24 protein-coding genes and 2 tRNA genes are annotated in these 24,178 nt (G+C 38.4%); 25 read left to right on the forward strand and 1 reads right to left on the reverse strand.

The annotated features are described in order from the left end of the window. The first annotated feature begins 16 nt into the window (after window positions 1-16). From GL301_RS04660 to GL301_RS04695, 8 genes are all read left to right on the forward strand, one after another. Window positions 17-730: a GntR family transcriptional regulator gene (locus GL301_RS04660; protein WP_003724829.1), complete on the forward strand. Its 714-nt coding sequence runs from the start codon at window positions 17-19 to the stop codon at window positions 728-730. Between the two features lie 197 nt (window positions 731-927). Beyond that, window positions 928-999, forward strand: a tRNA-Glu gene (locus GL301_RS04665). A gap of 26 nt (window positions 1,000-1,025) precedes the next feature. After that, window positions 1,026-1,098: transfer RNA gene (locus GL301_RS04670), tRNA-Asp, on the forward strand. A gap of 127 nt (window positions 1,099-1,225) precedes the next feature. Then, entirely contained in the window at window positions 1,226-1,606 is a 381-nt protein-coding gene (locus tag GL301_RS04675) for an OsmC family protein (protein WP_003724830.1), read from the forward strand. A gap of 114 nt (window positions 1,607-1,720) precedes the next feature. Continuing rightward, window positions 1,721-2,395: a YdeI/OmpD-associated family protein gene (locus GL301_RS04680; RefSeq protein ID WP_003727101.1), complete on the forward strand. Its 675-nt coding sequence runs from the start codon at window positions 1,721-1,723 to the stop codon at window positions 2,393-2,395. A gap of 130 nt (window positions 2,396-2,525) precedes the next feature. Further along, window positions 2,526-3,023 carry a tyrosine phosphatase family protein gene (locus GL301_RS04685; RefSeq protein ID WP_003724832.1) on the forward strand — a complete coding sequence of 166 codons (498 nt, stop codon included), beginning with the start codon at window positions 2,526-2,528 and terminating at the stop codon, window positions 3,021-3,023. Between the two features lie 35 nt (window positions 3,024-3,058). Beyond that, a complete protein-coding gene (gorA, locus tag GL301_RS04690) occupies window positions 3,059-4,408 on the forward strand; it encodes a glutathione-disulfide reductase (RefSeq protein ID WP_003734294.1) in 1,350 nt (449 codons plus the stop codon). Window positions 4,409-4,436: 28 nt separating this feature from the next. After that, window positions 4,437-5,111 carry a histidine phosphatase family protein gene (locus GL301_RS04695; RefSeq protein WP_003724834.1) on the forward strand — a complete coding sequence of 225 codons (675 nt, stop codon included), beginning with the start codon at window positions 4,437-4,439 and terminating at the stop codon, window positions 5,109-5,111. Window positions 5,112-5,153: 42 nt separating this feature from the next. Here GL301_RS04695 and GL301_RS04700 read toward each other — a convergent pair whose 3' ends face one another. Next, the gene (locus GL301_RS04700; RefSeq protein WP_003724835.1) at window positions 5,154-6,290 is read right to left on the reverse strand and encodes an AI-2E family transporter; all 1,137 of its coding nucleotides are present in this window, start codon (window positions 6,288-6,290) and stop codon (window positions 5,154-5,156) included. Between the two features lie 140 nt (window positions 6,291-6,430). Between GL301_RS04700 and GL301_RS04705 the strand changes: the two genes are divergently transcribed. From GL301_RS04705 to GL301_RS04785, 17 genes are all read left to right on the forward strand, one after another. Then, window positions 6,431-6,823 carry a GntR family transcriptional regulator gene (locus GL301_RS04705; protein ID WP_003724836.1) on the forward strand — a complete coding sequence of 131 codons (393 nt, stop codon included), beginning with the start codon at window positions 6,431-6,433 and terminating at the stop codon, window positions 6,821-6,823. Between the two features lie 2 nt (window positions 6,824-6,825). Further along, window positions 6,826-7,929, forward strand: a complete 1,104-nt coding sequence (locus GL301_RS04710) for a DUF1648 domain-containing protein (RefSeq protein WP_003734295.1) — start codon at window positions 6,826-6,828, stop codon at window positions 7,927-7,929. Window positions 7,930-8,011: 82 nt separating this feature from the next. Then, on the forward strand, window positions 8,012-8,515 hold the full coding sequence (locus GL301_RS04715) for a GyrI-like domain-containing protein (protein WP_003734296.1): 504 nt from the start codon (window positions 8,012-8,014) through the stop codon (window positions 8,513-8,515). A gap of 113 nt (window positions 8,516-8,628) precedes the next feature. Further along, entirely contained in the window at window positions 8,629-9,441 is an 813-nt protein-coding gene (locus tag GL301_RS04720) for a formate/nitrite transporter family protein (protein ID WP_003727094.1), read from the forward strand. 224 nt (window positions 9,442-9,665) lie between these two features. Next, complete coding sequence (locus GL301_RS04725) at window positions 9,666-11,132, forward strand: NAD-dependent succinate-semialdehyde dehydrogenase (RefSeq protein ID WP_009929451.1); 1,467 nt, start codon at window positions 9,666-9,668, stop codon at window positions 11,130-11,132. A gap of 143 nt (window positions 11,133-11,275) precedes the next feature. Further along, the gene (locus GL301_RS04730) at window positions 11,276-11,581 is read left to right on the forward strand and encodes a PTS sugar transporter subunit IIB (RefSeq protein ID WP_003721482.1); all 306 of its coding nucleotides are present in this window, start codon (window positions 11,276-11,278) and stop codon (window positions 11,579-11,581) included. 4 nt (window positions 11,582-11,585) lie between these two features. Then, window positions 11,586-12,854, forward strand: coding sequence for a PTS sugar transporter subunit IIC (locus GL301_RS04735; protein ID WP_003724841.1), 1,269 nt, complete (start codon window positions 11,586-11,588; stop codon window positions 12,852-12,854). A gap of 14 nt (window positions 12,855-12,868) precedes the next feature. Then, window positions 12,869-13,219 carry a PTS sugar transporter subunit IIA gene (locus GL301_RS04740; RefSeq protein ID WP_003727092.1) on the forward strand — a complete coding sequence of 117 codons (351 nt, stop codon included), beginning with the start codon at window positions 12,869-12,871 and terminating at the stop codon, window positions 13,217-13,219. 11 nt (window positions 13,220-13,230) lie between these two features. Continuing rightward, entirely contained in the window at window positions 13,231-14,682 is a 1,452-nt protein-coding gene (locus GL301_RS04745; RefSeq protein WP_003734298.1) for a glycoside hydrolase family 1 protein, read from the forward strand. Window positions 14,683-14,754: 72 nt separating this feature from the next. Then, a complete protein-coding gene (locus GL301_RS04750; RefSeq protein ID WP_010958827.1) occupies window positions 14,755-16,653 on the forward strand; it encodes a BglG family transcription antiterminator in 1,899 nt (632 codons plus the stop codon). Window positions 16,654-16,944: 291 nt separating this feature from the next. Next, window positions 16,945-18,516 (forward strand): Vga family ABC-F type ribosomal protection protein, encoded by a 1,572-nt coding sequence (gene vga(G), locus GL301_RS04755; protein WP_003727089.1) that lies wholly within the window; start codon window positions 16,945-16,947, stop codon window positions 18,514-18,516. Between the two features lie 121 nt (window positions 18,517-18,637). Further along, window positions 18,638-19,678 carry a permease gene (locus GL301_RS04760; protein WP_003724846.1) on the forward strand — a complete coding sequence of 347 codons (1,041 nt, stop codon included), beginning with the start codon at window positions 18,638-18,640 and terminating at the stop codon, window positions 19,676-19,678. Between the two features lie 18 nt (window positions 19,679-19,696). After that, window positions 19,697-20,536, forward strand: coding sequence for a TIGR03943 family putative permease subunit (locus GL301_RS04765; RefSeq protein ID WP_003724847.1), 840 nt, complete (start codon window positions 19,697-19,699; stop codon window positions 20,534-20,536). Window positions 20,537-20,624: 88 nt separating this feature from the next. After that, window positions 20,625-21,545, forward strand: coding sequence for a type I pantothenate kinase (coaA, locus tag GL301_RS04770; protein ID WP_003721490.1), 921 nt, complete (start codon window positions 20,625-20,627; stop codon window positions 21,543-21,545). 115 nt (window positions 21,546-21,660) lie between these two features. Beyond that, window positions 21,661-22,383: an ABC transporter ATP-binding protein gene (locus tag GL301_RS04775; protein ID WP_003724848.1), complete on the forward strand. Its 723-nt coding sequence runs from the start codon at window positions 21,661-21,663 to the stop codon at window positions 22,381-22,383. Beyond that, window positions 22,383-23,498 carry an ABC transporter permease gene (locus GL301_RS04780; RefSeq protein ID WP_003724849.1) on the forward strand — a complete coding sequence of 372 codons (1,116 nt, stop codon included), beginning with the start codon at window positions 22,383-22,385 and terminating at the stop codon, window positions 23,496-23,498. Before GL301_RS04775 ends, GL301_RS04780 begins: the two co-directional genes overlap by 1 nt. 22 nt (window positions 23,499-23,520) lie before the next feature. Then, window positions 23,521-24,177 carry a TetR/AcrR family transcriptional regulator gene (locus GL301_RS04785; RefSeq protein ID WP_003734004.1) on the forward strand — a complete coding sequence of 219 codons (657 nt, stop codon included), beginning with the start codon at window positions 23,521-23,523 and terminating at the stop codon, window positions 24,175-24,177. Window position 24,178: the final 1 nt, after the last annotated feature.

Genomic DNA, 24,178 nt, shown 5'->3' on the forward strand with positions numbered 1-24,178 from the left:
CGAAGGAGCGATCGAATTGGTTAAGTATGAATTGATTGCAGCAGATATCCGCGAAAAAATAAACAACGGTACTTATCCACCAGAATCCATTCTTCCTGATCAAGTGAGCTTGTGTAAAGCTTATGATTGTAGCAGAATGACAATAAAAAAAGCCTTTGACGTTTTAGCGCTTGAAGGACTTGTTTACAGACAACGGGGTGCGGGGACTTTTGTCATGAAAAATGCCTTAGCTAATAAGCAAGATGCGAGTTTGCGGGATTATGACGGTTTGACAAAAATGATGGGAGACAACCGAATCTCGAGTAAAATTATTGCATTCGATATTGCTTTCCCAGATGAAAAAACACAAGAACAACTTTTAATAAAAGCAGACCAGCCAGTGTACAAGTTGATTCGGTTACGGCTCTTGGACGGCGCACCATATGTGTTAGAGCATACAACGATGCCGGCAGATTTAGTTCCTGGTTTAACGAAAGAAATTTTGCATCATTCGATTTATGCATACTTACAAGATTCACTTGGACTCGTGCTAAGCGGTGCCTTTCGGAAAATTAATGCCGATAAGCCATCTGAATATGATCAAGAATATTTAGCGTGCGGGGAACACGACCCAGTTTTAGAAGTGGAGCAAGTAGTGTATTTGAAAGATGGTAGACCAGTGGAATATTCTAGATCAAGACATCGCTATGATACGAGAAGTTTTATTATGGTTGACCACCGAGAAAAGTAAATTAAAGTCAGCATGCCCGTAAAGCATAGCTGACTTTGTTTTATGGAGGTAAAAATGTATAAAAAACTTCCGATGAAAAAAATGTAAATAAAATTAGAAAAAGCCGTTGACAGTCACTCAGATTATGTTATAATAAAAAAGCTGGTGTAAGAGAAATGAATTCAATTGAATATATATTCATTTTTCGTTTTTTATCTGGCCCGTTGGTCAAGCGGTTAAGACACCGCCCTTTCACGGCGGTAACACGGGTTCGAATCCCGTACGGGTCACTTTTTTATTCATTTTTTATACATATGGTTCCGTGGTGTAGGGGTTAACATGCCTGCCTGTCACGCAGGAGATCGCGGGTTCAAATCCCGTCGGGACCGCTCAAAAAGAATCCAAGCAAAACTTGGATTCTTTTTTTCGTACAGGAAATTGGACAGAACTTTTTATTTGAGCTATAATCTTATTATTCATATAAGAATTGTAAGGATTAAATTGGAGGAATGAATCATGGATTTAGTGAAAAATGGGAAAGTGTTAGAACTTGTACATCCAAATGGCAACTGGACATTAATTAAAGAAGAAGGTTTTTCTCCAGTTCAAATAACAGTGGCTGCGGTTGCTGCTTGTAGCGGATATGTCTATCAAACATTACTTGAGAAAAAACGAATTGAGATAAATGATTTAAGCATTCATACCGATTATGAGCAAGATCAAGAAAGTGCTGTGCATGTTTTAACGAAAATTAATGTTACTTTTACGGTGGATTTAGTGGATAAAAGTAACGAAGCGAAAGCCGAAAAAGCCGTGCATTTAGTGAAAGATGCTTGCCCGGTTGCGAAAAGTTTAGACCCGTCGATTGAAATTAATGAGATGGTTGTTTTTAAATAAAATGATTTATAGACCAAGCCGTGGTGCTTGGTCTTTTTTCTGTTTAGTTTGGCTTGATAACTTAAAGGGAAGGCTATATACTGAAACCAAACAATACAAACGAGGTGCTGGAATATGGCAGAGAAAACAATAGTAGAAAAATTACAACTGACTAAATATAAAGAAGCAGTTATCCTAAATCAACCAAATGGAGCGGATTATTTCCAAAATCTAGCAAATTACGAAGAAAAACTAGCAGACAAACAATACGATTTAATTTTCGATTTTGTGGAAACGCTAGAAGAATTAATTACGTTCGTGCAAAAAGTTATTGCTGAAAATAAACTTGCTGCGAATGGTTATTTATTTTTCGCCTACCCTAAAAAAGGCAATAAAAAGTTCGCTACATATGTACACCGCGATGAACTCATGCCAGCGCTTAAAACCGATGAAGAAGGTTACGTCGACGGTAGCACACTCAAATTCACACGAATGGTCGCGCTCGATGAAACGTACACGGTAGTTGGTCTAAAAGAAGCGGCAAAACTAAAAGCGAAGGGCGTTAAGAAAAATAACCCTTCCGCAGATGAATACGCCGACCATGTACCTCTAGTCGCCGAATTTCTAGCAGACAAAGGCGATTTACAAGCCTTCTACAACAATCTAGCGACAGGATACCAGCGGGTTTGGGCGCGCTATATTTACTCTGCCAAACAACCAGCGACACAAGAAAAAAGACGTTTAGAGATGGTTGATATTTTGAGCCAAGGTTATAAAACGAAAGATCTTTACCGACAAGGGAAAAAGTAACCAAATAATTTTATTTGGTTATTTTTGCGTTTGAAACTGCTTCTTTATGTAAAAATGTCTAGGCGTGATAGAATAGAAGAGGAATAAGACGAAGGAAAATCTTGTTGCACTGGAAAAGGGGACATGCAGGATGGCGAATTATATTAACAAAGAAAGGCGCCAAATTGATTTTGATCCATTTGATTTACGGATAATTGCCGTACCAGAAGTAGTAGCGGTGCAGTTTAAGCCGCGCTCAGAGCATACTTTACTTATTCGTATTGCGGATGTCGGCGCAACCTATCAGCCACTCAAAAACGAATCACTTTTTGAAGCTATTTTGCCCGTTCACTTTAATGATATTAACGAAGAAGATGATTACTGGGGGCTTAGTGACAAAGAGCAAGCGGAGATGAAACTATTTAACGAGGTACATCGCGATTTGATTTATAATTTTGTGGATGAGCACCCAGATTTTACGCAGATTGTTGTCCATTGTCACGCTGGGGTCAGCCGAAGTAGCGCTGTTGCTATGGCGATTGCGGAACATTTACGCGACACGGACACGTACGAAAAACTTCAAGTGATAAAACGATACTTACCAAATCCGCGGGTTCTTGCGATTATGCGGGGCGAAGCGTATTTATAAAAACGAAAACGAAGAAATGTTAGGAGAGATTTTGTATGGAAAAGCATTATGATTATATTGCGATTGGCGGCGGAAGTGGCGGAATTGCTTCGATTAATCGCGCAGCCATGCACGGAGCAAAATGTGCATTAATTGAACCAAAATTTTTAGGTGGAACTTGTGTAAATGTTGGTTGTGTTCCGAAAAAAGTCATGTGGTATGGCGCACAAATTAAAGAAGCGATGGATTTATACGCAGATGCTTATGGTTACCAAGTGGACGCGAGCTTCAACTTCCAAAAACTAGTCGAAAATCGAGAAGCGTACATTGAACGAATTCGAGGTTCTTACAAAAATGGGCTGGATAATAATAAAGTAGAATGGATTAAAGGTTATGCCGAATTTGTCGATGAAAAAACATTGCGCGTAAACGGCGAACTAGTGACAGCAGATCATATTTTAATTGCAACAGGCGGCGAACCAGCGCTTCCTTCCATTCCGGGCGCAGAATTTGGCATCACCTCAGATGGCTTTTTTGCATTAAAAGAACTACCTAAAAAAGTGGCGGTTGTTGGCGCGGGATACATTGCGGTTGAACTAGCTGGTGTACTACAACAACTTGGCTCAGAAACGCATTTATTTGTACGGAAACATGCACCACTCCGAAATTTTGATCCACTTTTAACAGATACACTAACCGAAATTATTGAGCAATCGGATATGATGTTGCATAAACACGCTGTTCCTCAAAAAGTTGAAAAAAATCCAGATGGCAGTTTGACGTTGAGCTTAGAGGATGGCCGCACAGAAACCGTTGATACGCTTATTTGGGCGATCGGACGTAAACCAGTCATCCAAGGTCTTCAAATCGAAAAAGCGGGCGTAAAACTTCTAGAAAGCGGACATATCGCCGTAGATAAATTCCAAAACACCAATGTAGCGGGGATTTATGCAGTTGGCGATGTAACGGGTCATTATGAATTAACTCCAGTCGCAATTGCAGCAGGGCGCCGTTTATCAGAACGCCTTTTCAATAACAAAAAAGATGCACATTTAAACTATGAAAATATCCCAACCGTTGTATTTAGCCATCCAGCTATCGGAACGGTTGGTTTAACAGAACCAGAAGCAATCGAAAAATACGGCAAAGAAAATATCAAAGTGTACACTTCTAGCTTTACCTCAATGTATACAGCCATCACAGACCACCGCGAACCTTGCCGAATGAAATTAATTTGCGAAGGGAAGACAGAGCGCGTCATTGGCTTGCACGGGATTGGTTACGGTGTGGACGAGATGATTCAAGGATTCGCTGTTGCGATTAATATGGGCGCAACAAAAGCCGATTTCGACAATACGGTTGCGATTCACCCAACAGGATCCGAAGAATTTGTTACAATGAAATAGAAAACAACGATGGAGGAGGAAGTACGTAATGGGAAAAAAATTATCACTTTATTTTGTAAGACATGGTCAAACCTACTTAAATAAAAACTTGCGCATGCAAGGATGGGCTGATACGCCACTAACACCAGAAGGAATTGAAATAGTCAAAGAAAGTGGTCGCGGACTTGCGGAAACAGAATTCGTTGCAGCGTATTCAAGCGACTTACACCGTACGATTGCAACAGCAGGGCATTTATTAAAAGAAAATAAACACGCATTTGGTTTAACACTAGAACCATTAAGTGAATTTCGGGAAACTTTCTTTGGCTCCTACGAAGGTGAAAAAGGCGATGTTGCCTGGAACGAAATTGCGCATCATATGGGTTATGCGAATCAAGAAGACCTATTTAAAAATGCCGATGTACGAGAAACAATGAATGGTACAAAAGCAGCTGACCCAACAGGAGATGCGGAAGATTTCATGACATTCTGGACACGTGTAGAACAAGGTTTCTTGCATGTTATCAATCGTCATCGCGAAACTGGTGGTAACGTTCTTATCGTCGCTCACGGAAATACTATTCGTAACATCGTCCACGAACTCGAACCATCCATGGACGAAGCGGTTATTTTAGATAACGCGAGTGTCACCGTACTAGCTTACGAAAACGGCTTATTCAAATTAGAACGTTTAAATGACACTTCCCATTTTAAAAAAGCATAGAAAAAACGAGCTTTAGGAACTAGTTTCCCAAAGCTCGTTTTTTTATTCTTTTGGTGTATCCGGATCAGGAAGATTATTATCAATCGCCAGCTGACCTCGCCGCAATTTAATTAAACGATTAACATTCACGATAATTGTTTTCACAACCGCATAAAGTGGAACACCTAATATCATTCCAAAGATTCCTGCTAAGTTTCCAGCAACAATCAAGATAATGATAATAGTTAGTGGGTGAATCGATAGTGATTTACCCATAATATATGGAGAAAGTAAGTTAGAGTCAATTTGTTGCACAATCGTTACGACAACAATAACGAGCAGTGCTTGGACTGGAGAAGTAAATAGCGCCACGATAACTGCGGGAGCTGCTCCAATGAATGGTCCAAGATAAGGAATAATATTCGTTGCACCTGCAATAAAACCAAACAGAAGCGCATACGGTTGACCAATAATTAAATAACCAATGAAAGTAAATAAACCAACAAACATACAATCAATCGCTTGTGAACTAATATAAGTAGAAATGGTTTTATTCATTTCTTTAATAATTTGTTTTGCTTCAGAACGAATACCTGCCGGGAAAAATCTTCCAGAGGACTCAACGAACTTATGACCATCTTTAAACATATAAAAGACGATAAATGGTACAGTTACAAGAATCATAACAAAACTAGAGACAAAGGAGACAATGGCTCCAAAACTAGAAGCTACCCCGTCAACGACCACAGACATGATTTTTGGTAAGGAAATGTTGAGCTTCTCAAGTTCTTGTTTTATGTCTAAATCTTTTAGTGCAGAATTATTCGAGAGATCTTGCAGCCATTTTTCAAAATCTTGCCAGTAACCTGGTATTGCTTTTGCGAGTTCAGCTACTTGGTCAGCAAGCGTTGGACCGAGTTGCATTACTGCAAGAACAACAAGCGTGATAAAGGCAATAAAAATTAAAATAACACTCAAAAGTCGAGGTACTTTTCTTTTTTCTAAAAATAATACGAGCGGGTTAAATAAATAGAATAGGAACCCTGCGACCAAAATCGGCATAAACAATGTAGAAACTATGATGCCGATTGGTGAAAATATGTACTTCATTTGCAATAGAACGAACAAAATAGCTACAACCGCTAAAATTTCAATTGTCCAAAAAAATAATTTACTATCTCGAAATCGTGAAAATTTCAAATTCTCCCCTTCTTTCTAAAACCTTATTGATAAATTTTATAGTACCATTAACTGCTTTAAATAGCCACTGAATTACTGCTATTGACGCATAAGTATATGTGTTATACAATGTATATAACAGTTAAAGGAGAGGTGTTTCTATGCTACTTGCGATTGATCTTCAATCAGACGAGCCGATTTATACACAAATATGCAATCAAATAATTGAAGGTATGGCGAAACGGGAACTTTTACCAGGGGACAAATTACCTTCTGTTCGGAGTCTTGGCGCAGATATTGGTATTAATTTTCATACAGTAAACAAGGCCTACCAAATTTTAAAACAAGAAGGATTTATTCAAATACATCGTCAAAAGGGAGTAGTTATTCATCCGGATGGCGTAGCTAAGGCAGATGAGCTATTTTTTGCTAAATTACAAACGAAGCTAAAACCACTTATCGCGGAATCGGTTGTGCGCGGTGTTACCGAAGAGAAGTGGCTCGAAGTAAGTAAGGCTATTTTTGACGAAATGCATGGACGGAGAGTGGAGTAGAAATGGAAATCATCATTTATATTTTTGTTAGTATTGCTATCATTTCACTGCAAGCAATAACCCCTTTTGTAATAAGAAAATCAGAATGTTTCGGAGTAAATGTAGGCGAACGCGCTAACCGAAATGCGGAATTAACGCGGCTAAAAAAACAATATGTCGGGCAAGTGGTTTTGTGGACATCTTTTGTAGCGATAATTGGAATCGCGTTAATTCAAGGCTTTCATTCGAGTGAAAATACGCAAGCAGGTATTTTTATTGCTTCGATGTTTAGCCAATTAATCGTTTCTTTTATTATTTACTATCGTTTTCATCACACAACTTTACAGTGGAAAAGAGATAAAATAGAGGCGGGAGAAATTTCGACTAATTCTATCATCATGGTAGATACTAGTTTTCATCGCAGAAAAATGGTTATCTCGTATACATGGTTTGTCGTGCCACTGCTTATCTTCATTATTACACTTGCGATTACGGTCGTTTTTTATCCAGTAGCTCCTGCTGACTTTCCAATCCATTTTGATATGAGTGGGGCAGTGACGGATACGGTTGCCAAATCACCTAGAGTCGTATTGCTATTACCGATGATGCAGCTAGGAATGATTGCGTTATTTATCTTTATTAACTTTGTTATTGCTAGGAGCAAACAGTCCGTAGAGAACGAAAACCCTACTGATTCATTAAAAAGGGGACTCCTATTTAGACAGGTTTCTAGTAAAGCAATGTTAATTATGTGTACGATTATGGTAATTGATTTTCTCATCATGCAAGTAGTCACATTACTTGCACTTCCAGCTGAATGGATGATGATAACAATGATAATTTCTGTTGTTTTGATTCTGTTTGGAACCGTCCTTCTTGCTGTTAAAGTAGGGCAAGGCGGAAGCAGACTTAAATTTGCTGACCAACCTGATGGTGTCAATAAGCCAATTCGGGATGATGATTCTTTTTGGAAAGCAGGGGTTATTTATTTTAATCGAAATGATCCAGCTTTATTTGTAGAAAAACGCTTTGGGATTGGTTGGACGATTAACACAGCTCGCCCTGTTGCTTGGTTATCTTTTATCATTATTATCGCTGTTATCATTCTCATTAGCATCTTGTTTTAACTTGCTCTCAGACGGGTATTTACCATATGGTATACGGATAAATTAGCTTGTGTGAGATGCTTTTGTGAAGGAGTAGATAATCATGGCGATTAGATTAAAGCGACTGGAGGAATGGGAAGGATTCACTGGTATTGCGCTCGTTCGAGAAGGTCTTAAAACAGAAGCACTTCATACAGAAATAAAAACAGCCTTCAAAGAAATGCTTCAACTTGCGCGAGAACTAGATGATTTTTCCAAACAAAAAACGTTTTATGGTATTTCTGTCCATAATATAGAAGACGGAATTACTCATTATTCGGTAATTCCAGTGGAACAAAAATATCCTCATTTACAAGAACCGCTTGAGTGGATTGAAGTTCCGGCTCATACGTATTTTGTGGCTGAGCATATTCAGGATACAGACATAAGTGAAAGTTTTGAAGAGATTGCCAGAGCCATTCAAGAAAAAAATTACAAACCATATATTACAGCGAACAACCCCGTTTTTGACCCACTACCATTCAAATTGGAAGTGTATACGAAACAAGGAAGCGACGGAGCAAATATTGAAATAAGGATTCCTGTTGTAAAAGAATTGCATACGTAAGAAGAAGCCTGGGACTTTTGTTCTGGGCTTTTTTATACTAGCAAGCTGTTTTTGAGTGTGCTATAATAAAAACGCTATTTTGTGATTATTTTAACAAGAAGGAAGGGATTCATGTGGGATATTATAGCCCGCAGGAAGTAACAGAGATTACGATTGAAAAAGGGACCCAAAAAGCAAATTCAAGTACGTTAACGCTTGTGTTGTTAGGCTTTTTAGGTGGGGCCTTTATATCTCTTGGTTACTTATTATACATACGTGCAGTAGGAACAATGCCTCACGAATGGGGAAGCTTTGCAACGCTTATCGGCGCCAGTCTTTTTCCGGTTGGCCTCGTTTGTATTTTGCTAGGTGGAGGAGAATTAATTACCGGCAACATGATGGCTGTCGCGATTGCTTGGTACGACAAAAAGATTTCCTTCCAACAATTACTTAGAAACTGGGCGATTGTGTCTGTCATGAACTTAGTGGGCGCATTTTTTGTCGCTTACTTCTTCGGACATTTCGTTGGCTTAACAGAAGGCGATTTCTTACCAAAAACGCTAGCTACAGCTGGTGCAAAAATTAACGATCCTTTCTGGGTTGCTTTTGTTTCCGGAATTGGTTGTAACTGGTTTGTTGGGATTGCGGTTTGGCTTTGCTACGCGGCCAAAGATTTCGCAGGAAAAATCCTTGGTATTTGGTTCCCGGTTATGGCATTTGTTGCTATCGGATTTCAGCACGTTGTCGCCAACATGTTTATTATCCCAGCTGCGATTTTCGCTGGTTACTATTCATGGGCGGATTTCATTTGGAACATCATCCCAGTTTACTTAGGAAATGTAGTCGGTGGAGCAGTTTTTGTTAGCTTATTCTACTTCCTTGCTTATAAGAAAAACGCACCTAAAAAAGTAAAAGAAGAAATACACCAACCAATTGAAGAAAGTTAAGACCGAAAAAGCTAGTTACATTCGATGTAGCTAGCTTTTTTTGAAAAAAATTAAAGTTTTTTAGAGACTGTTCTCGTTCCCGCCATGTTGCGATAGAATGACTTTTTCCAAAAACCATTTTGCCACTTGAAAAAGAAAATCCTGATTAAATTTTTCGATTTGTGGAAAACACTATTATAAGCAACGAGAGCACGTGCAGAAAAATTTTTTGAGGAGTGGTATTTTTGAGTATTAAAGAAACAGCCTTACCAAAAGTTCAAACAAAATTATTTATTAATGGAAAATGGACGGATGGAGATAATAAAGAAACAAAAGATATTGTAAACCCAGCAAATGGAGAAGTTATTGCCAAAATCGCTCAAGCTGGACCAAACGAAACCAAAAAAGCCATTAAAGCTGCAAAAGAAGCATTTCCTGATTGGGCAAAAATGGAACTAGCTGATCGCGTCAAATTATTACACAAAATTGCCGATTTAATGGAAGAAAAAGCAGATACACTAGCAAAAATTATGACGCTTGAACAAGGTAAACCGCTAAAAGAATCAAAAGGAGAAGTCCTAACTGGCGCAGAAAACTTCCGATTCGCTGCAGAAGAAGCAAGAAGATTATATGGGGAAACTATCCCAGCGCCAAACAATCACGCGTTTATCGTCAAAAAACAACCAATTGGTGTAGTTGCGGCCATTACTCCGTGGAATTTCCCAGGTGGTATGGTGACACGAAAACTTGCTCCAGCGCTTGCAACCGGAAATACAATCGTATTAAAACCTTCCGGAGATACGCCGCTTTCGGCCCTAGCTATCTTTGAAATTTTTGAAGAAGCCGGCTTGCCAAAAGGTGTTGCCAATATCGTTATGGGTAGCTCCAAAGAAATCGGCGAAACATTAACTGACAGTGATGATGTTCGTAAACTAACTTTCACCGGCTCCACGAAAGTCGGTCAAACACTATTCAAACAATCAGCCGAAACACTGAAAAAAATCTCGCTCGAACTTGGTGGACATGCGCCATTTATCGTATTTGATGATGCAAACCTGGATGCTGCTGTAAATGATTTAGTTGCCGCAAAATTCCGCAATAACGGTCAAGTATGTGTATCGCCAAACCGAATTTTTGTTGCCAAAGAAATTAAAGAAAAATTCACTAAGGCGCTAGTTGCTAAAGTAAAACAACTAAAAGTAGGTAACGGTTTAGATGATGTGAATGTTGGTCCACTTATCCGTGAAGATGCGATTGACAAAATCGACAAACAACTTAAAAATGCCACAGATAAAGGTGCCAAAGTCCTAACTGGCGGCGGTCGTTTAACAGGTTCCGACTATGACAAAGGCAACTTCTACAAACCAACTGTCTTAGATAACGTTACCCGTGAAATGGACATTTTTTATGAGGAAACATTTGGTCCAGTAATCCCGCTTATCACATTTGAAACGGAAGACGAAGCAATCGAAATGGCGAATGACAGTGAATTCGGTCTTGCTTCTTACTTCTACACTAAAGATTTAGCACGCGTAGAAAAAGTGGGAGCAGCACTAGAATACGGAATGGTCGGAGCAAATGAAATTGCCATCTCTAATCCGGAAACTCCATTTGGCGGCGTTAAACATTCTGGTTTCGGTCGCGAAAATGGCCACTACGGAATGGAAGAATACATCCAAGTGAAATTCATTAACTTAAAATATCGTGACTAACACAAGCTATTAAGAAACTCCTTTGCTTCAAGCAAAGGGGTTTCTTTTTTATGCAGTTTCCTACCAGTAGGAAAAAAACATATTTGTAAGCGGATTCAGCTGTTTATATAATAAAAGTAAGTTAAGGAAAGGGAGGATACAAAATGAAAAACATTTTACTCATTTGTGGGTCAGGAGCTTCAAGTGGATTCATGGCAGCAGCAATCAGAAAAGCAGCAAAAAAACGTGGAGAACAAGTGACGGTGAAAGCAGCCAGTGAGTCACAAATAGATGAAAGAATTAATGAAATTGATTACTTATTAATCGGGCCGCACTTAGCTTATATGCTGGATGACTTAAAACAAAAAGTAGCCGATAAAAATGTTTTAGTATCAATTATTCCGCAAGCAACTTATGGCACACTTAACGGTGAAAAAGCACTCGATCTCATTTTAACTATGGAGGGATAACACGATGAACAACAAAGTGATGGATTTTATGACAAATAAATTTGCTCCAAAAGTAAATAAAGTTGTTAAAAATCCTTGGGTATCAGCAATTCAAGATGCAATTATGTCTGCGCTTCCGCTCGTTTTTGTCGGTTCTTTAGTCACCATCGTTTCACTACTTAAAAATTTATTTCCGGGCATGCCTGATTTTTCGATGATAAGTAATTTTTCGTTTGGCATGTTTGGGTTAGTCGTGGCCTTTTTAATCCCATATTATCTGATGGAGAAAAAAGGAAATAGCAGCCAAAAATTAATTTCTGGCGCAACTGGACTTGTTCTATTTTTAATGCTACTATTTCCAACTATTTCAGCAGACGGGGATGCCGTTTTCATTTTATCTAGATTTGGAGCGACAGGGATGTTCTTATCCATTACAACCGGATTATTTGTTGGTTGTGTGATGAACTTTGCTGCGAAACGATCATTTTTCAGTGAAGATACACCGATTCCGGATTTTGTCGTTGGTTGGTTCAATAGCTTGCTACCAATTACATTTATTCTGATTGTTGGTTGGTTAATAACTGTTCAATTTAATATTGATTTCTTTGAAGTGATTGTGGCAGTGTTTAGTCCACTCGCGTCAATCGTACAATCTTATCCAGGCTTTGTGCTTTCGGTTTTCATTCCAGCATTTCTTTATACATTCGGGATTTCTGGGTGGGTTATGATGCCCGCGATTTACCCGGTTTATATGGCAGGACTCGCAGAAAACTCACAAGCTGTAGCAAATGGCGCAAGTGCATCGAACATCGCAACACAAGAAACTGTATACGCATTAATTTCAATCGGCGGGGTCGGCACAACCTTATCACTATCCATTATGATGCTCATTTTAAGTAAGTCTTTACAGCTAAAAGCAATCGGAAAAGCAGTTATTGTCCCATCGATTTTTAATATCAACGAACCATTATTTTTCGGGGCACCAATTGCCTTCAACCCATACTTAATGATTCCAACGTGGATTAATGCTTTCTTGGTTCCAAGCATCGCCTATTTCGTTATGTCGATGAACTTAGTAAGTATTCCCGCGCAATCGTTCTTGCTATGGTACATGCCTTATCCTGTAACGTCTTACCTTGCAACACAAGATTTCCGAGGTGTGATTGCTTGTTTAGCAATTATCGTCATCACATGGCTTGTCTACTTGCCGTTCTTTAAAGCATACGACAACTCCTTACTCAAACAAGAAAAATTAGATGCAATCGAAACAGAGAAAGAAATGGTAACAAATTGATTGGAGGAACTAAAATGTCAGAGCAAGACTATGTTGAAGAAACAGATAGCTTAAATGAACTATCCATGAATATATTAATCCATGCTGGAAACGCAAGAAATGACCTAGTGAAAGGTCTTAACCATTTAGAGGAACTAGCGTTTAACGAAGCCGAGGAATTTATCGCCTCTGCCAAAAAAGAAATTGTCATCGCACATAGTCTGCAAACAGATACACTTCAATTAGAAGCATCAGGCAATCAAATCCGTTATTCCACGCTGTTCTGTCATGCGCAAGATACACTCATGACAGCCAAAAGTGAAATATTAATCGGCGAGCATATGCTACGTTTATTCAAAAAAATGACCGAACTTACGAAAAAATAGGAGGTACGAGCATGTTTGAAAATTATCAATTTCCGAAAGACTTTTTATGGGGAGGAGCTATCGCAGCCAACCAAGCAGAAGGCGCATTTAAAGTAGATGGAAAAGGAATTAGTTTAGCAGATTTGCACAAATATCATAAAGGGAAAACAAATGATGAAATCAGTGAGGAACAACATAAAGGAGTAAGTTTGGCTGATATCAAAGCAAGTATGGAAGACAAAGTGAACTATTATCCGAAACGCCACGGTATCGACTTTTATCACACGTATCCAGAAGATTTGGCTTTGCTTGCTGAAATGGGCTTTAAAACATTTCGAACTTCGCTGGACTGGACACGGATTTTTCCAACTGGCGAAGAAACAGAACCAAATGAAGCGGGATTAAAATATTATGACCAATTAATCGACAAAATTATCGAACTTGGCATGGAGCCAATTATTACGATATTACATTACGAAACGCCGGTGGAAATTGTCTTAAACAATGGCGGTTGGCATAATCGTAAAGTTATTGATTTATTTGAGAAGTACGGCAAAACGGTACTTGATCGCTACAATAAAAAAGTAAAATATTGGATTGTCATTAACCAAATTAATTTAATTCAATTCGAACCATTTAACTCTACTGCGATTCCATATGATGCCGTCGATGATTATTTATCCGCTACGTATCAAGCTGTTCATAACCAATTTGTTGCAAGTGCGAAAATTTACGAATACGGAAAAGCGCTAAATCCTGATTTAATGATTGGTACAATGCTCGCTGATTGCACGGCCTATCCATTCTCCTGCGATCCAGATGATATCGTGCTCGCAATGAAACGCAACCGCATGGAATATTTCTTCGCAGACGTGCAGTTCCAAGGCGAATATCCACAGTATGCGCTTAATTACTTTGACGAAAATAATATTCATATAGAAATCACAGAAGACGACAAAGCCGTTTTACAAAAAAACACCATGGATTATTTAGCACTTTCCTATTATTATTCCCAAATGGTGGACTCCAAGAAAAATGATTTGGACCCAGCTTCAATTACACCAAACCCGCATCTTAAAGCTAATCCGTGGGGCTGGGCAGTCGATCCGAAAGGCTTGTATAACGCATTGTCGCAGTACTGGGACAGATATCATAAACCAATTATCATTGCCGAAAATGGTTTTGGAATGTATGACAAATTAGAAAATGGCGAAATCCATGATGATTACCGGATTGATTATTTATCCGCGCATCTAAAAGAAATGAAACGCGCCATGTATGATGGCGTAGAAATTATCGCATATTGCGCTTGGGGACCGATTGATATAGTTAGTTGCTCCTCCGCACAAATGGAAAAAAGATACGGTTTCATTTACGTTGATTTAGATAACGAAGGAAACGGTACAGGCAAAAGAATTAAAAAAGACAGCTTTTCATGGTATAAAAAAGTAATAGAGTCTAATGGGGAAGACTTAGAAGCTTAATGTAACAGAGCGCCAGTTGTGGTAGTTGATAGCTAATACAACTGGCTTTCGATATATAGGGGGTAACAAAAAATGGATACTCAAAAAGAAATACTAGCTTATTTGCATAAACAGGAAAATAAGTGGGTTACCTCAAATGAGTTAGCAGCTTTTTGCGAGTGTACAACACGAACCATTCGCAACAACATTTCTAAAATAAATGAAGCGACACCGAATTTAATTCGTTCTGCAAAACAAGGCTATCAAATCAACCAGCGTATTCCATTTGAACTTCAGACAGAAAGTGATGTAACAGAACGAAAGTCAAAACTCTTACTCGAATTAATTAAAAACTCTACTAAAGGCGTTGACCTGTTTGAACTTGCGGATATTTTATATATTTCAGAAGTAACCTTAAAAAAAGACATCCAACAATTAAAAAACGAACTAAAAGAAGCCGATGTCCAAATCGTCACCAGTAAAGACCGAATCAAATTAATCGGAAAAGAACGTGCCAAACGAAAATATATGATTTCCTTGCTATATGAAGAAGGCGGATACCGTGAAAGTATCAAAATTCGCATTCAAGAAATGATTGAATTTGTTTCTATCGATAAACTGCAAAACATCGTAAAAGAAGTTTTAACGGAAGAATCCATTACAACCAATCAATATTCGATGATGAACATTGTCTTACATTACGCCATTAGCATCGTCCGAATTCAACAAGGAAATACACTCATTGAAACCCAAAAAACACTCATCCGAAAACACTCCAAAGAATACGAAATATCGAAAAAAATTGCTAAAATTCTCTCGGAAGAATACCAAATCCATTTTTCAGAGGCAGAGACAAAACAACTCGGACTTTTATATGTTGGCTTGCAAAATGAACAATCTGCTAATGCCAATCATGGCGAACTGGACCAATTTGTCGATAAAAAAATCATCGAAGCACTTAAAAGCGTGCTCGCCAATGTGGAAGAAACCTATCTCATCGATCTCCAAAATGAGCAACTTTTTATCAAGCTAGCGATTCACGTCCAAAGCCTATACTATCGCTCACGTTACAAAGCGTACACCAGAAATTTAAGCTTACTTGATATTAAAACGTCTTACCCAGTAACTTTTGATATTGCTGTTTACATTTCTTCTTTGCTACAAGAAAAACTAGCGATTGACTTTAACGAAGATGAAATTTCTTTTATCGCGCTGCATATCGGCTCTTTTCTAGAAAGTGAAAACCGAGATTATATTCGCTTAGAAATAGGCCTACTTATTGAGGATTATCACGATTTAAGAACAAATATGCTGAAAAAACTGCGCGCACGATTTGAAAATGAAGCTACCATCAAACTGATAGAAAACGAGGACTCTGAAGAAAATTTTGATATCATTTTAACAACAAACCGAGATATTGCTCTTGAAAAAGCGGGTTCCATTTTTATTCATCCCTTACTAACGACGAAGGATATCAAGAAAATCAGCAATCGAATCCAAACAAAGAAAAAAATCTTGGAAAATCACTTGCGAGGTCAACAAATTGATCGCTACATCGTTCGTTCCCTCTACGCCAACCAAATTGACCCCTCAGAACTGACACCCGCAAAAATCAGAGAGCAAATGATTTCTAAAATGGAAAAACAAACCTTCGTCACGCCGGAATTTAAAGAAAAAGTCGAAAAAAGGGAACGAATGGCGCCAACAAGCTTCCCATCCGGCATTGCTATACCACATTCTATCAAGAATGATGCCCTTCAAAGTGGTGTATCTATAATGACGCTACAAGAGCCGATTTATTGGAATGACGTCAAAATAAAAATAATTGCTCTCGTCGCCATCAGCAAAAAAGATGCAACAGAGTTCAATGATTTTTTTGAAAAGTTTGTAGAAATCGTCTCCGAACCGATTAATACTAAACGTTTATCAATGGCCGAAAGTTTCGAGGAGTTCATCCAAAAACTAAAAATGATGATGGAAGAAAGTGAGTAAATGGCCACACATAAGCCGTGTAATTCTATTTACACGGCTTATAAAGGTTGAAGTGACGATAAAATTACGCTATAATATAACCATCAAACGAAAAGGAGTGTTATCTTAAGCCAATGAAATTCTAATCCTGTATTATATGAAAAAATGAAGAAAGCTATCCAATTCTCGGATAGAAACTATTTTTTCGGACGGGATTCGTATGTTCATTTCGCATGATAACTCTTGCTACAGGCCTTTTTTTGGCGTAGCCTCGCGGATTCCTCTCTGGAAATATTCAGGAGGTTATTTTTTATGTCTACAATCGAAATAAATCAATTAAAAATAGAAGTAGCAGACAGAGTTTTAGTAGAAATCCCTCATCTGCTAGTTAGTAAAAAAGCAAGAATCGGCATCATCGGTCAAAATGGTCTAGGAAAAACAACACTAATGGAAGTGATTGCTGGCGCTAAAGAAGCAACATCTGGCACGGTGACTACCCAAGGAAAACTTGCTTACATCAAACAACTTTCCACTGATACAAGTACGAAAAGCGGCGGCGAAAAAACAAGAAAAGCAATTCAACATGCGATGCGCCAAAACCCAAGTGTTCTCCTAGCAGATGAACCGACAAGCAACCTCGATGTCGAAAGCGTCAAACATTTAGAACGTCAGTGGAGCGATTTCCACGGTGCGCTCATAATTATATCGCATGACCGTACCTTTTTAGATGCACTTTGTACAGAAATATGGGAAATCAAAAACCAAAAAATTCACGTATACAAAGGAAACTACCACGCGTATTTAGAACAAAAACAACAACAAGAAAACCAAGCGGAACTCGTATACAAAGAATTTAAAAACAAAAAGCAACAACTACAAGCCTCCCAAACACACCATGAAATCGAAGCAGGTCGCATTGTCAAACCTGGAAAACGCCTAAACAACAAAGAAGCCAGCGCGTTTAAAGCCGGAAAAGGCACACAACAAAAGAAACAACACAGTACCATCAAAGCTTTAGAAAAACGAATTGAACGGCTCGGCAATGTCGAAAAACCACATACAACTAAACCAATCAAAATGATCACCCCAGACAATCGCGTCATAAAAAAAGGTAATACGATACTAAGTGTCAAAGAAACAACCTACGAGATCGCAGGACGAAAACTATTTGAAACAAAAGCTTTTTCTATTAAAGCAGGGGATAAAGTGGCGCTAATCGGTGAAAATGCGAGCGGGAAAACTACATTTTTAAAAGAAATAATCCAAGAAAATCCTAATCTCCTATGTAATACCCAAGCGAAAATTGCTTATTTCGACCAAGAATTGAATGGATTAAACCAAACGAAATCCCTGTTAGAAAACATCTCGGAAATTAGCGTTCAAACCAAGCAAGTAAACAGAGAAGTACTAGGTAGCATGCATTTTAAAGAAAGCGATTTGCATAAGGAAGTGCGCATGCTCTCTGGCGGGGAACGAGTGAAGTTGCTGCTCAGTATGCTCCTCGTTAGTGACGCCAATTTCTTGATTCTTGATGAACCAACCAACTATTTGGATATCTATGCAATGGAAGCGCTGGAAACGTTAATCAAACAATTTGCGGGGACAGTACTATTCGTTTCGCATGATAGAACTTTTGTTAACCACGTGGCAGAACAATTACTCGTCATCGAAAATAATGAAATGACTTTCCACCGGATGACTTTCGCGGAATATGAAGAAAGTAAAGCGCCAAGTCGCATCACAGAAGAAGATAAGTTGATTTTAGAAATGCGCATGTCAGAAATTGCAGCCAAGCTTATGCAACCGAATTTAAAGCCCACAGAAAAAGCCATGCTCGAACAAGATTATCAAGAAATTATCACAAAAAGACAACAATTTAGTTAAATTGTTGTCTTTTTATTCGAGCAAAATAAAAAATATAGTCATTTATCTTTTACTTGATTTCTGCAAAAGATAGGCTTAGAATCAAATAGTTATTAAAAAGAGTAAAGAAAGAAGGAATCCTATGTTTAGTCATCTTCCGGATTCATTCCTCCAAATGAATACCATTTTTATTTCTATTTTGATTGAGGCACTGCCGTTTGTATTAATTGGAGTATTTATTGCTGGCTTTATTCAAATGTTTATATCAGAACAATTTATTGCCCGTGTTATCCCCAAAAATAAATTTCTAGCAGTCATTGTTGGCTCGCTTATTGGTGTATTTTTCCCTTCCTGTGAATGTGGCATTGTTCCTATCGTTCGTAATTTACTGGCAAAAGGGGTACCGCTTCATGCTGGTATTGCCTTCATGCTTACCGCTCCTATTATCAACCCAGTAGTATTATTTTCAACGTATGTTGCATTTGGTAGTACGTGGGAAGTTCCGTTGCTACGTGTTGCGGGAAGTCTTGTAGTAGCTCTCGTTGTCGGAAATATTATCGCTTATTTTTATAAAGGAACTGGACTCAAAGAGCGCTTTTTAAAATATGAAGCAGCTAGTGAAAAAGTGGCCGTTCCAGCAACAAATCTAGCGCTTGCTGGTGGTCCTTCTGAAAGTACGACAACTAATTTCCAAGTCCTAACAAGCGACGGAGCACTTACAGAAGACGCTCATAAAGGACACGCGCACCACCATCACGGTGAGGAGCACGCGCATACAAAAATGACATTGAGTCAAAAAATATGGCATACCGTACAACACGCAGTCGATGAATTCTTCTCTGTAGGTAAATACCTTGTGTTTGGGGCTTTAATTGCCGCAGCGATGCAAACATACATTAAAACATCCACACTTGTTTCCATAGGTCATGGTCCGATTTTATCCATCTTACTTATGATGGTTCTTGCCTTTGTATTGTCCCTTTGCTCTGAAGCTGATGCCTTTATTGGCGCTTCTTTCCGTAGTGTTTTCTCCACACAATCCATCGTTGCATTTTTAGTGTTCGGCCCAATGCTTGATATTAAAAATCTAATGATGATGTTAGGAGCATTTAAAGCAAAATTTGTCTTATTAATTGTTACTAGTGTAACGATTGTTGTCTTTTTATACGCCTTAGTTATTTAACCGAAAGAAGGTGAAAGTATGTTTCGCGTTTTTATTTTATTTGGATTTGGTTTTTATTTGATGCAGTTACATATTTCTGGTGATATCAGTAAATATATAAATATGAAGTACGCTTATTTATCTTTTTCTGCGATGATAGCCGCATTTCTACTTGCGATTATTCAGCTCATTATGGTGTTTCGCGATGAAGATATTGGCGCAAAAACAGAGCATATGGGACACACCCATGATGGCGAAAATACTATTTTGAAAAAAATTATGGTGTATGGTTTACTTTCTTACGCCTTAATTGCAGGTTTTCTTTTCCCCGTCGCAACGCTTGATTCGACCATTGTTTCGGCAAAAGGATTTCATTTCCCGAAAAACAATGCAGCTGGCGACGACCCATACGCTCAAAATCAATTTTTAAGACCAGATACGAGTGGCTATTTTGGGGAAACCGATTATGAAAAAATGATGGCGAAAGAAAAAGCAGAAATCATCGATCAAAACCCAATCAAAGTCAATGATAGTAATTACTTAATGACGATGGAAATTCTTTATAATTATCCAGGGGAGTTTACTGGGAAACAAATCGAATTTACCGGTTTTGTTTATAATGATGAAGTCACCCAAGATAATAACTTGTTTTTGTTCCGTTTTGGAATAATTCACTGTGTTGCCGATTCTGGTGTGTTTGGAATGCTTGTTCAAATGCCCGAAAAAACTGATTTGAAAAACGATACATGGCTTACAGTAAAAGGAACCATCACCCAAGAATATTATTCTCCGTTCAAAATGAACATCCCGTCTGTACAAGTAGAAAGCTATAAAGAAGTAGCAAAACCAAAATCAGTTTATGTTTATCGTAAATATTAAATCGCTACTTGCGGATTTATGCAGCTTGCGTTATCCTTAAATAAAGCTGTTTACGTTTTCACGAATGAATTAAAGGATGGAACATTGAATGAATGATTACAACCACTACTTTCATTTCCCACGAGAAGAATGGCGCAAGCTGGAAGTGAGTAAGGACCAAATTTTAACTGCAGAGGAACTGGAAGAAATACGTGGTTTAAATGACCGAATTTCTTTACAAGACATCTCTGAAATCTATTTACCACTAATAAAACTAATTGCGATTCAATACCATGAAGCGATTTTTATTCATGGCGAAAAAATGGAATACTTAAAGAAAAAAGAATCGCGAGCACCATTTATTATTGCATTAGCAGGAAGTGTGGCTGTTGGGAAAAGTACGACAGCACGTGTTTTCAAATTAATGCTTGATCGCTGGTTCTCCAAAACTAGACAAGTAGAGCTTGTAACGACAGACGGCTTTCTTTACCCTAACAAAGTTCTAGAAGAGCGCGGCATCATGGATAAAAAAGGCTTTCCTGAAAGCTACGACCGTGACCGTTTTGCCAAGTTTTTAACCGACTTAAAAGCAAATAAAGAAGATGTCGAAATACCACTTTATTCGCATTTCACTTATGATGTTTTAGACGAAACTCGCGTGATTCATAATCCAGATATCGTTATTATTGAAGGAATCAATGTTCTTCAAGCAGATCAACATGAGAGCCTGTTTCCAAGTGACTTCTTTGATTTCTCCGTTTACATGGATGCCAATGAAGCGGATATTAAGAAATGGTATTTAGAACGTTTCTTCATGCTTCGCGAAACAGCTTTCCAAGATGAAAGTTCTTATTTCCACCCATATACTAAAATTAGCAAACAAGAAGCAGAAACATTTGCACTCGGGGTTTGGGATACAATCAACGGCGTCAACTTAAAAGAAAACATTGAGAAAACAAAATATCGAGCCGACTTAGTGCTTCAAAAAGGCACAGATCATCTCATTTCAGACATTTATTTACGCAAATAACCGAATGCAGATAGAAGGAAACTTCTTGATGCATTCGGTTTTTTCTTTACATTGGAGAAAATCCGAGTACAATAGAAAGTGAGTAATCACTCATTTGAAAAAGGGAGGGAAAGCAATGTCAGAAATAGCGATTAAAGTTTCTAATTTAGATGTGAAAATTGGAAAGAAACAAATCTTAACCAATATGACTCTCGAAATAGAAAAGGGCGAGATATTTGGCTTAATAGGGCCATCCGGTGCAGGAAAAACAACACTCGTGAAAACCATCATCGGAATGGAAAAGGCAACGAATGGCACAACTGAGGTTTTAGGAAAAGCAATGCCAAATTTACCAGTCATTAGCAAAATTGGTTACATGGCCCAATCAGACGCACTTTATACGGATTTAACAGCCAAAGAAAACTTGGATTTTTTCGCTTCACTATATTCCATCAAAGGTGCAGCCAAAAAAGACCGAATGAATTATGCAGCTACTTTAGTTAATTTACAACAAGATTTAACTAAAAAGGTGAACAATTATTCAGGAGGGATGAAACGCAGGCTGTCTCTGGCCATTTCTGTCCTTGCTGACCCAGATGTCCTAATTTTAGATGAGCCAACAGTCGGTATTGATCCAGAACTAAGAAAAACGATTTGGGCAGAGCTAGGCGATCTAAAAGCGAACGGTAAATGTATCCTTGTGACGACACACGTGATGGATGAAGCCGAAAAATGTGATAGACTTGCCATGATCAGAAATGGGCAAATAATCGCTGTAGGGACCCCACAAGAGCTCTCAAGTAAAACGTCATCTGGTAAGCTAGAAGATGCCTTTTTAGAGTTTGGAGGGAAGCACTAATGCGAATATTTGCCATTGTCAAACGCATCATTAACCAATTTCGCCGTGATAAACGGACGCTTGCCCTAATGTTTCTTGCGCCACTTTTACTTATCACACTGCTCACTTATTTATTCGAAGGTGACACAGTGAAGCCAGTTGTTGGTGTAAGCGGGCTTTCTGACTCCATGGTAAAAGAACTGAAAGCAAATGATTTAACCATCAAAACTTACTCGGAAAATACCGATGTAACCGCTAAAATTAAAGATGCCAACCTCGACGCTTTTTTTAAACAAAACGGTGAAAAACTCGAAGTCACCTATGAAAATAGTGAACCAAGCTTGAGTAAGGAAATCGGATTAAAACTACAAAAAGCAATGATGACGGAGCAACAGGCACAAGTGAAAAAGCAAGCGAAAGCAACCGGTGAGTCACTTGCTAAAGCTGGTATTGATCCAAACACCATTCCTTCACTCACACAAAGCCCAGAAAAGCTCAGCATCTCAACAAACTACGTATACGGAGATAAAGGTACTACCTTTTTCGACACAATCAGCCCGATTTTCATTGGCTTTTTCGTATTCTTTTTCGTATTTCTGATTGCCGGTATTTCTTTCTTGAGAGAACGAACAACAGGCACGCTTGAAAGACTTATGGCAACCCCAATTAAACGTATCGAACTTGAATTAGGGTATTTAATAGGTTTTGGTATTTTCGCGTTACTACAGTCTATCTTAGTCGCAGTTTTCTCCATCCAAGTACTTGGCATGATGCAAAACGGCTCCTTATTCTATGTGTTACTTATTACATTAACACTCGGCATGGTTTCTCTAGCGCTAGGAATTTTACTTTCTACTTTCGCAAATAATGAATTTCAAATCGTTCAATTTATTCCTATCGTTATTGTGCCACAAGTCTTATTTTGTGGGATTTTCCCGCTCGATGGCATGGCAGATTGGCTCGTGTGGATTGCCCATATTATGCCGCTTTACTACGGCGCAAATGCACTAACATCCATTATGGTAAAAGGAGAAGGATTCGCTTCGTTTGCAACTGATTTCTACATTTTACTAGGATTTGTGCTCGTATTTGTTATATTAAATATTTTTGCTTTGAAAAAATACCGCAAAGTTTAAATGAAACAGGAGGAGATAAGACGTGGATGCAGAAGGAGACATTATCCGTCAAATGCTTGATTTAACGGAAAAAGAAACAAAGATGAGTGAAAAGCAGCGCCGAATTGTCGCTGCTTCCATCGAACTGTTTGCAGAAAAAGGCTATGCCGGAACTTCAACGAATGAAATTGCTAAAAAAGCTGGGGTCGCAGAAGGCACCATTTTTAGACACTATAAAACGAAAAAAGATTTACTAATGGCGATTACCATGCCAACGCTTATCGGTGGTGTGATACCATTTTTGGCACAAAGCTTTGTCAAAGAAGTGTTTGAAAGTGAGTATCCAGATTTTCAGTCATTCATTCGGGAAATCATCGTTAATCGCTTTGATTTTGCCAAAGAGAATGGTAAGGTCATCAAAATTTACTTTATGGAACTGTTTTATCACGATGAGTTAAGAATACAGTTTTCAGAAATTTTTATGACACATGTCAAAGGGCAATTTGATCAAATGATTGATTATTATAAAGAGCGCGGGGAAATTGTTGATATGCCGAACAGCACGATTATGCGCGCTCTTATCACGAATATTGTCGGATTTATGCTAACAAGGTTTGTCGTGATGCCCGACGTGGAGTGGGATGATGCCAAAGAAATTGATGATACGGTGGCGTATATTATGAGAGGTTTAGGTAAGTAAA

Origin of the sequence: Listeria sp. LM90SB2 (assembly GCF_028867355.1) — a bacterium.
GTDB lineage: Bacteria > Bacillota > Bacilli > Lactobacillales > Listeriaceae > Listeria > Listeria monocytogenes_B.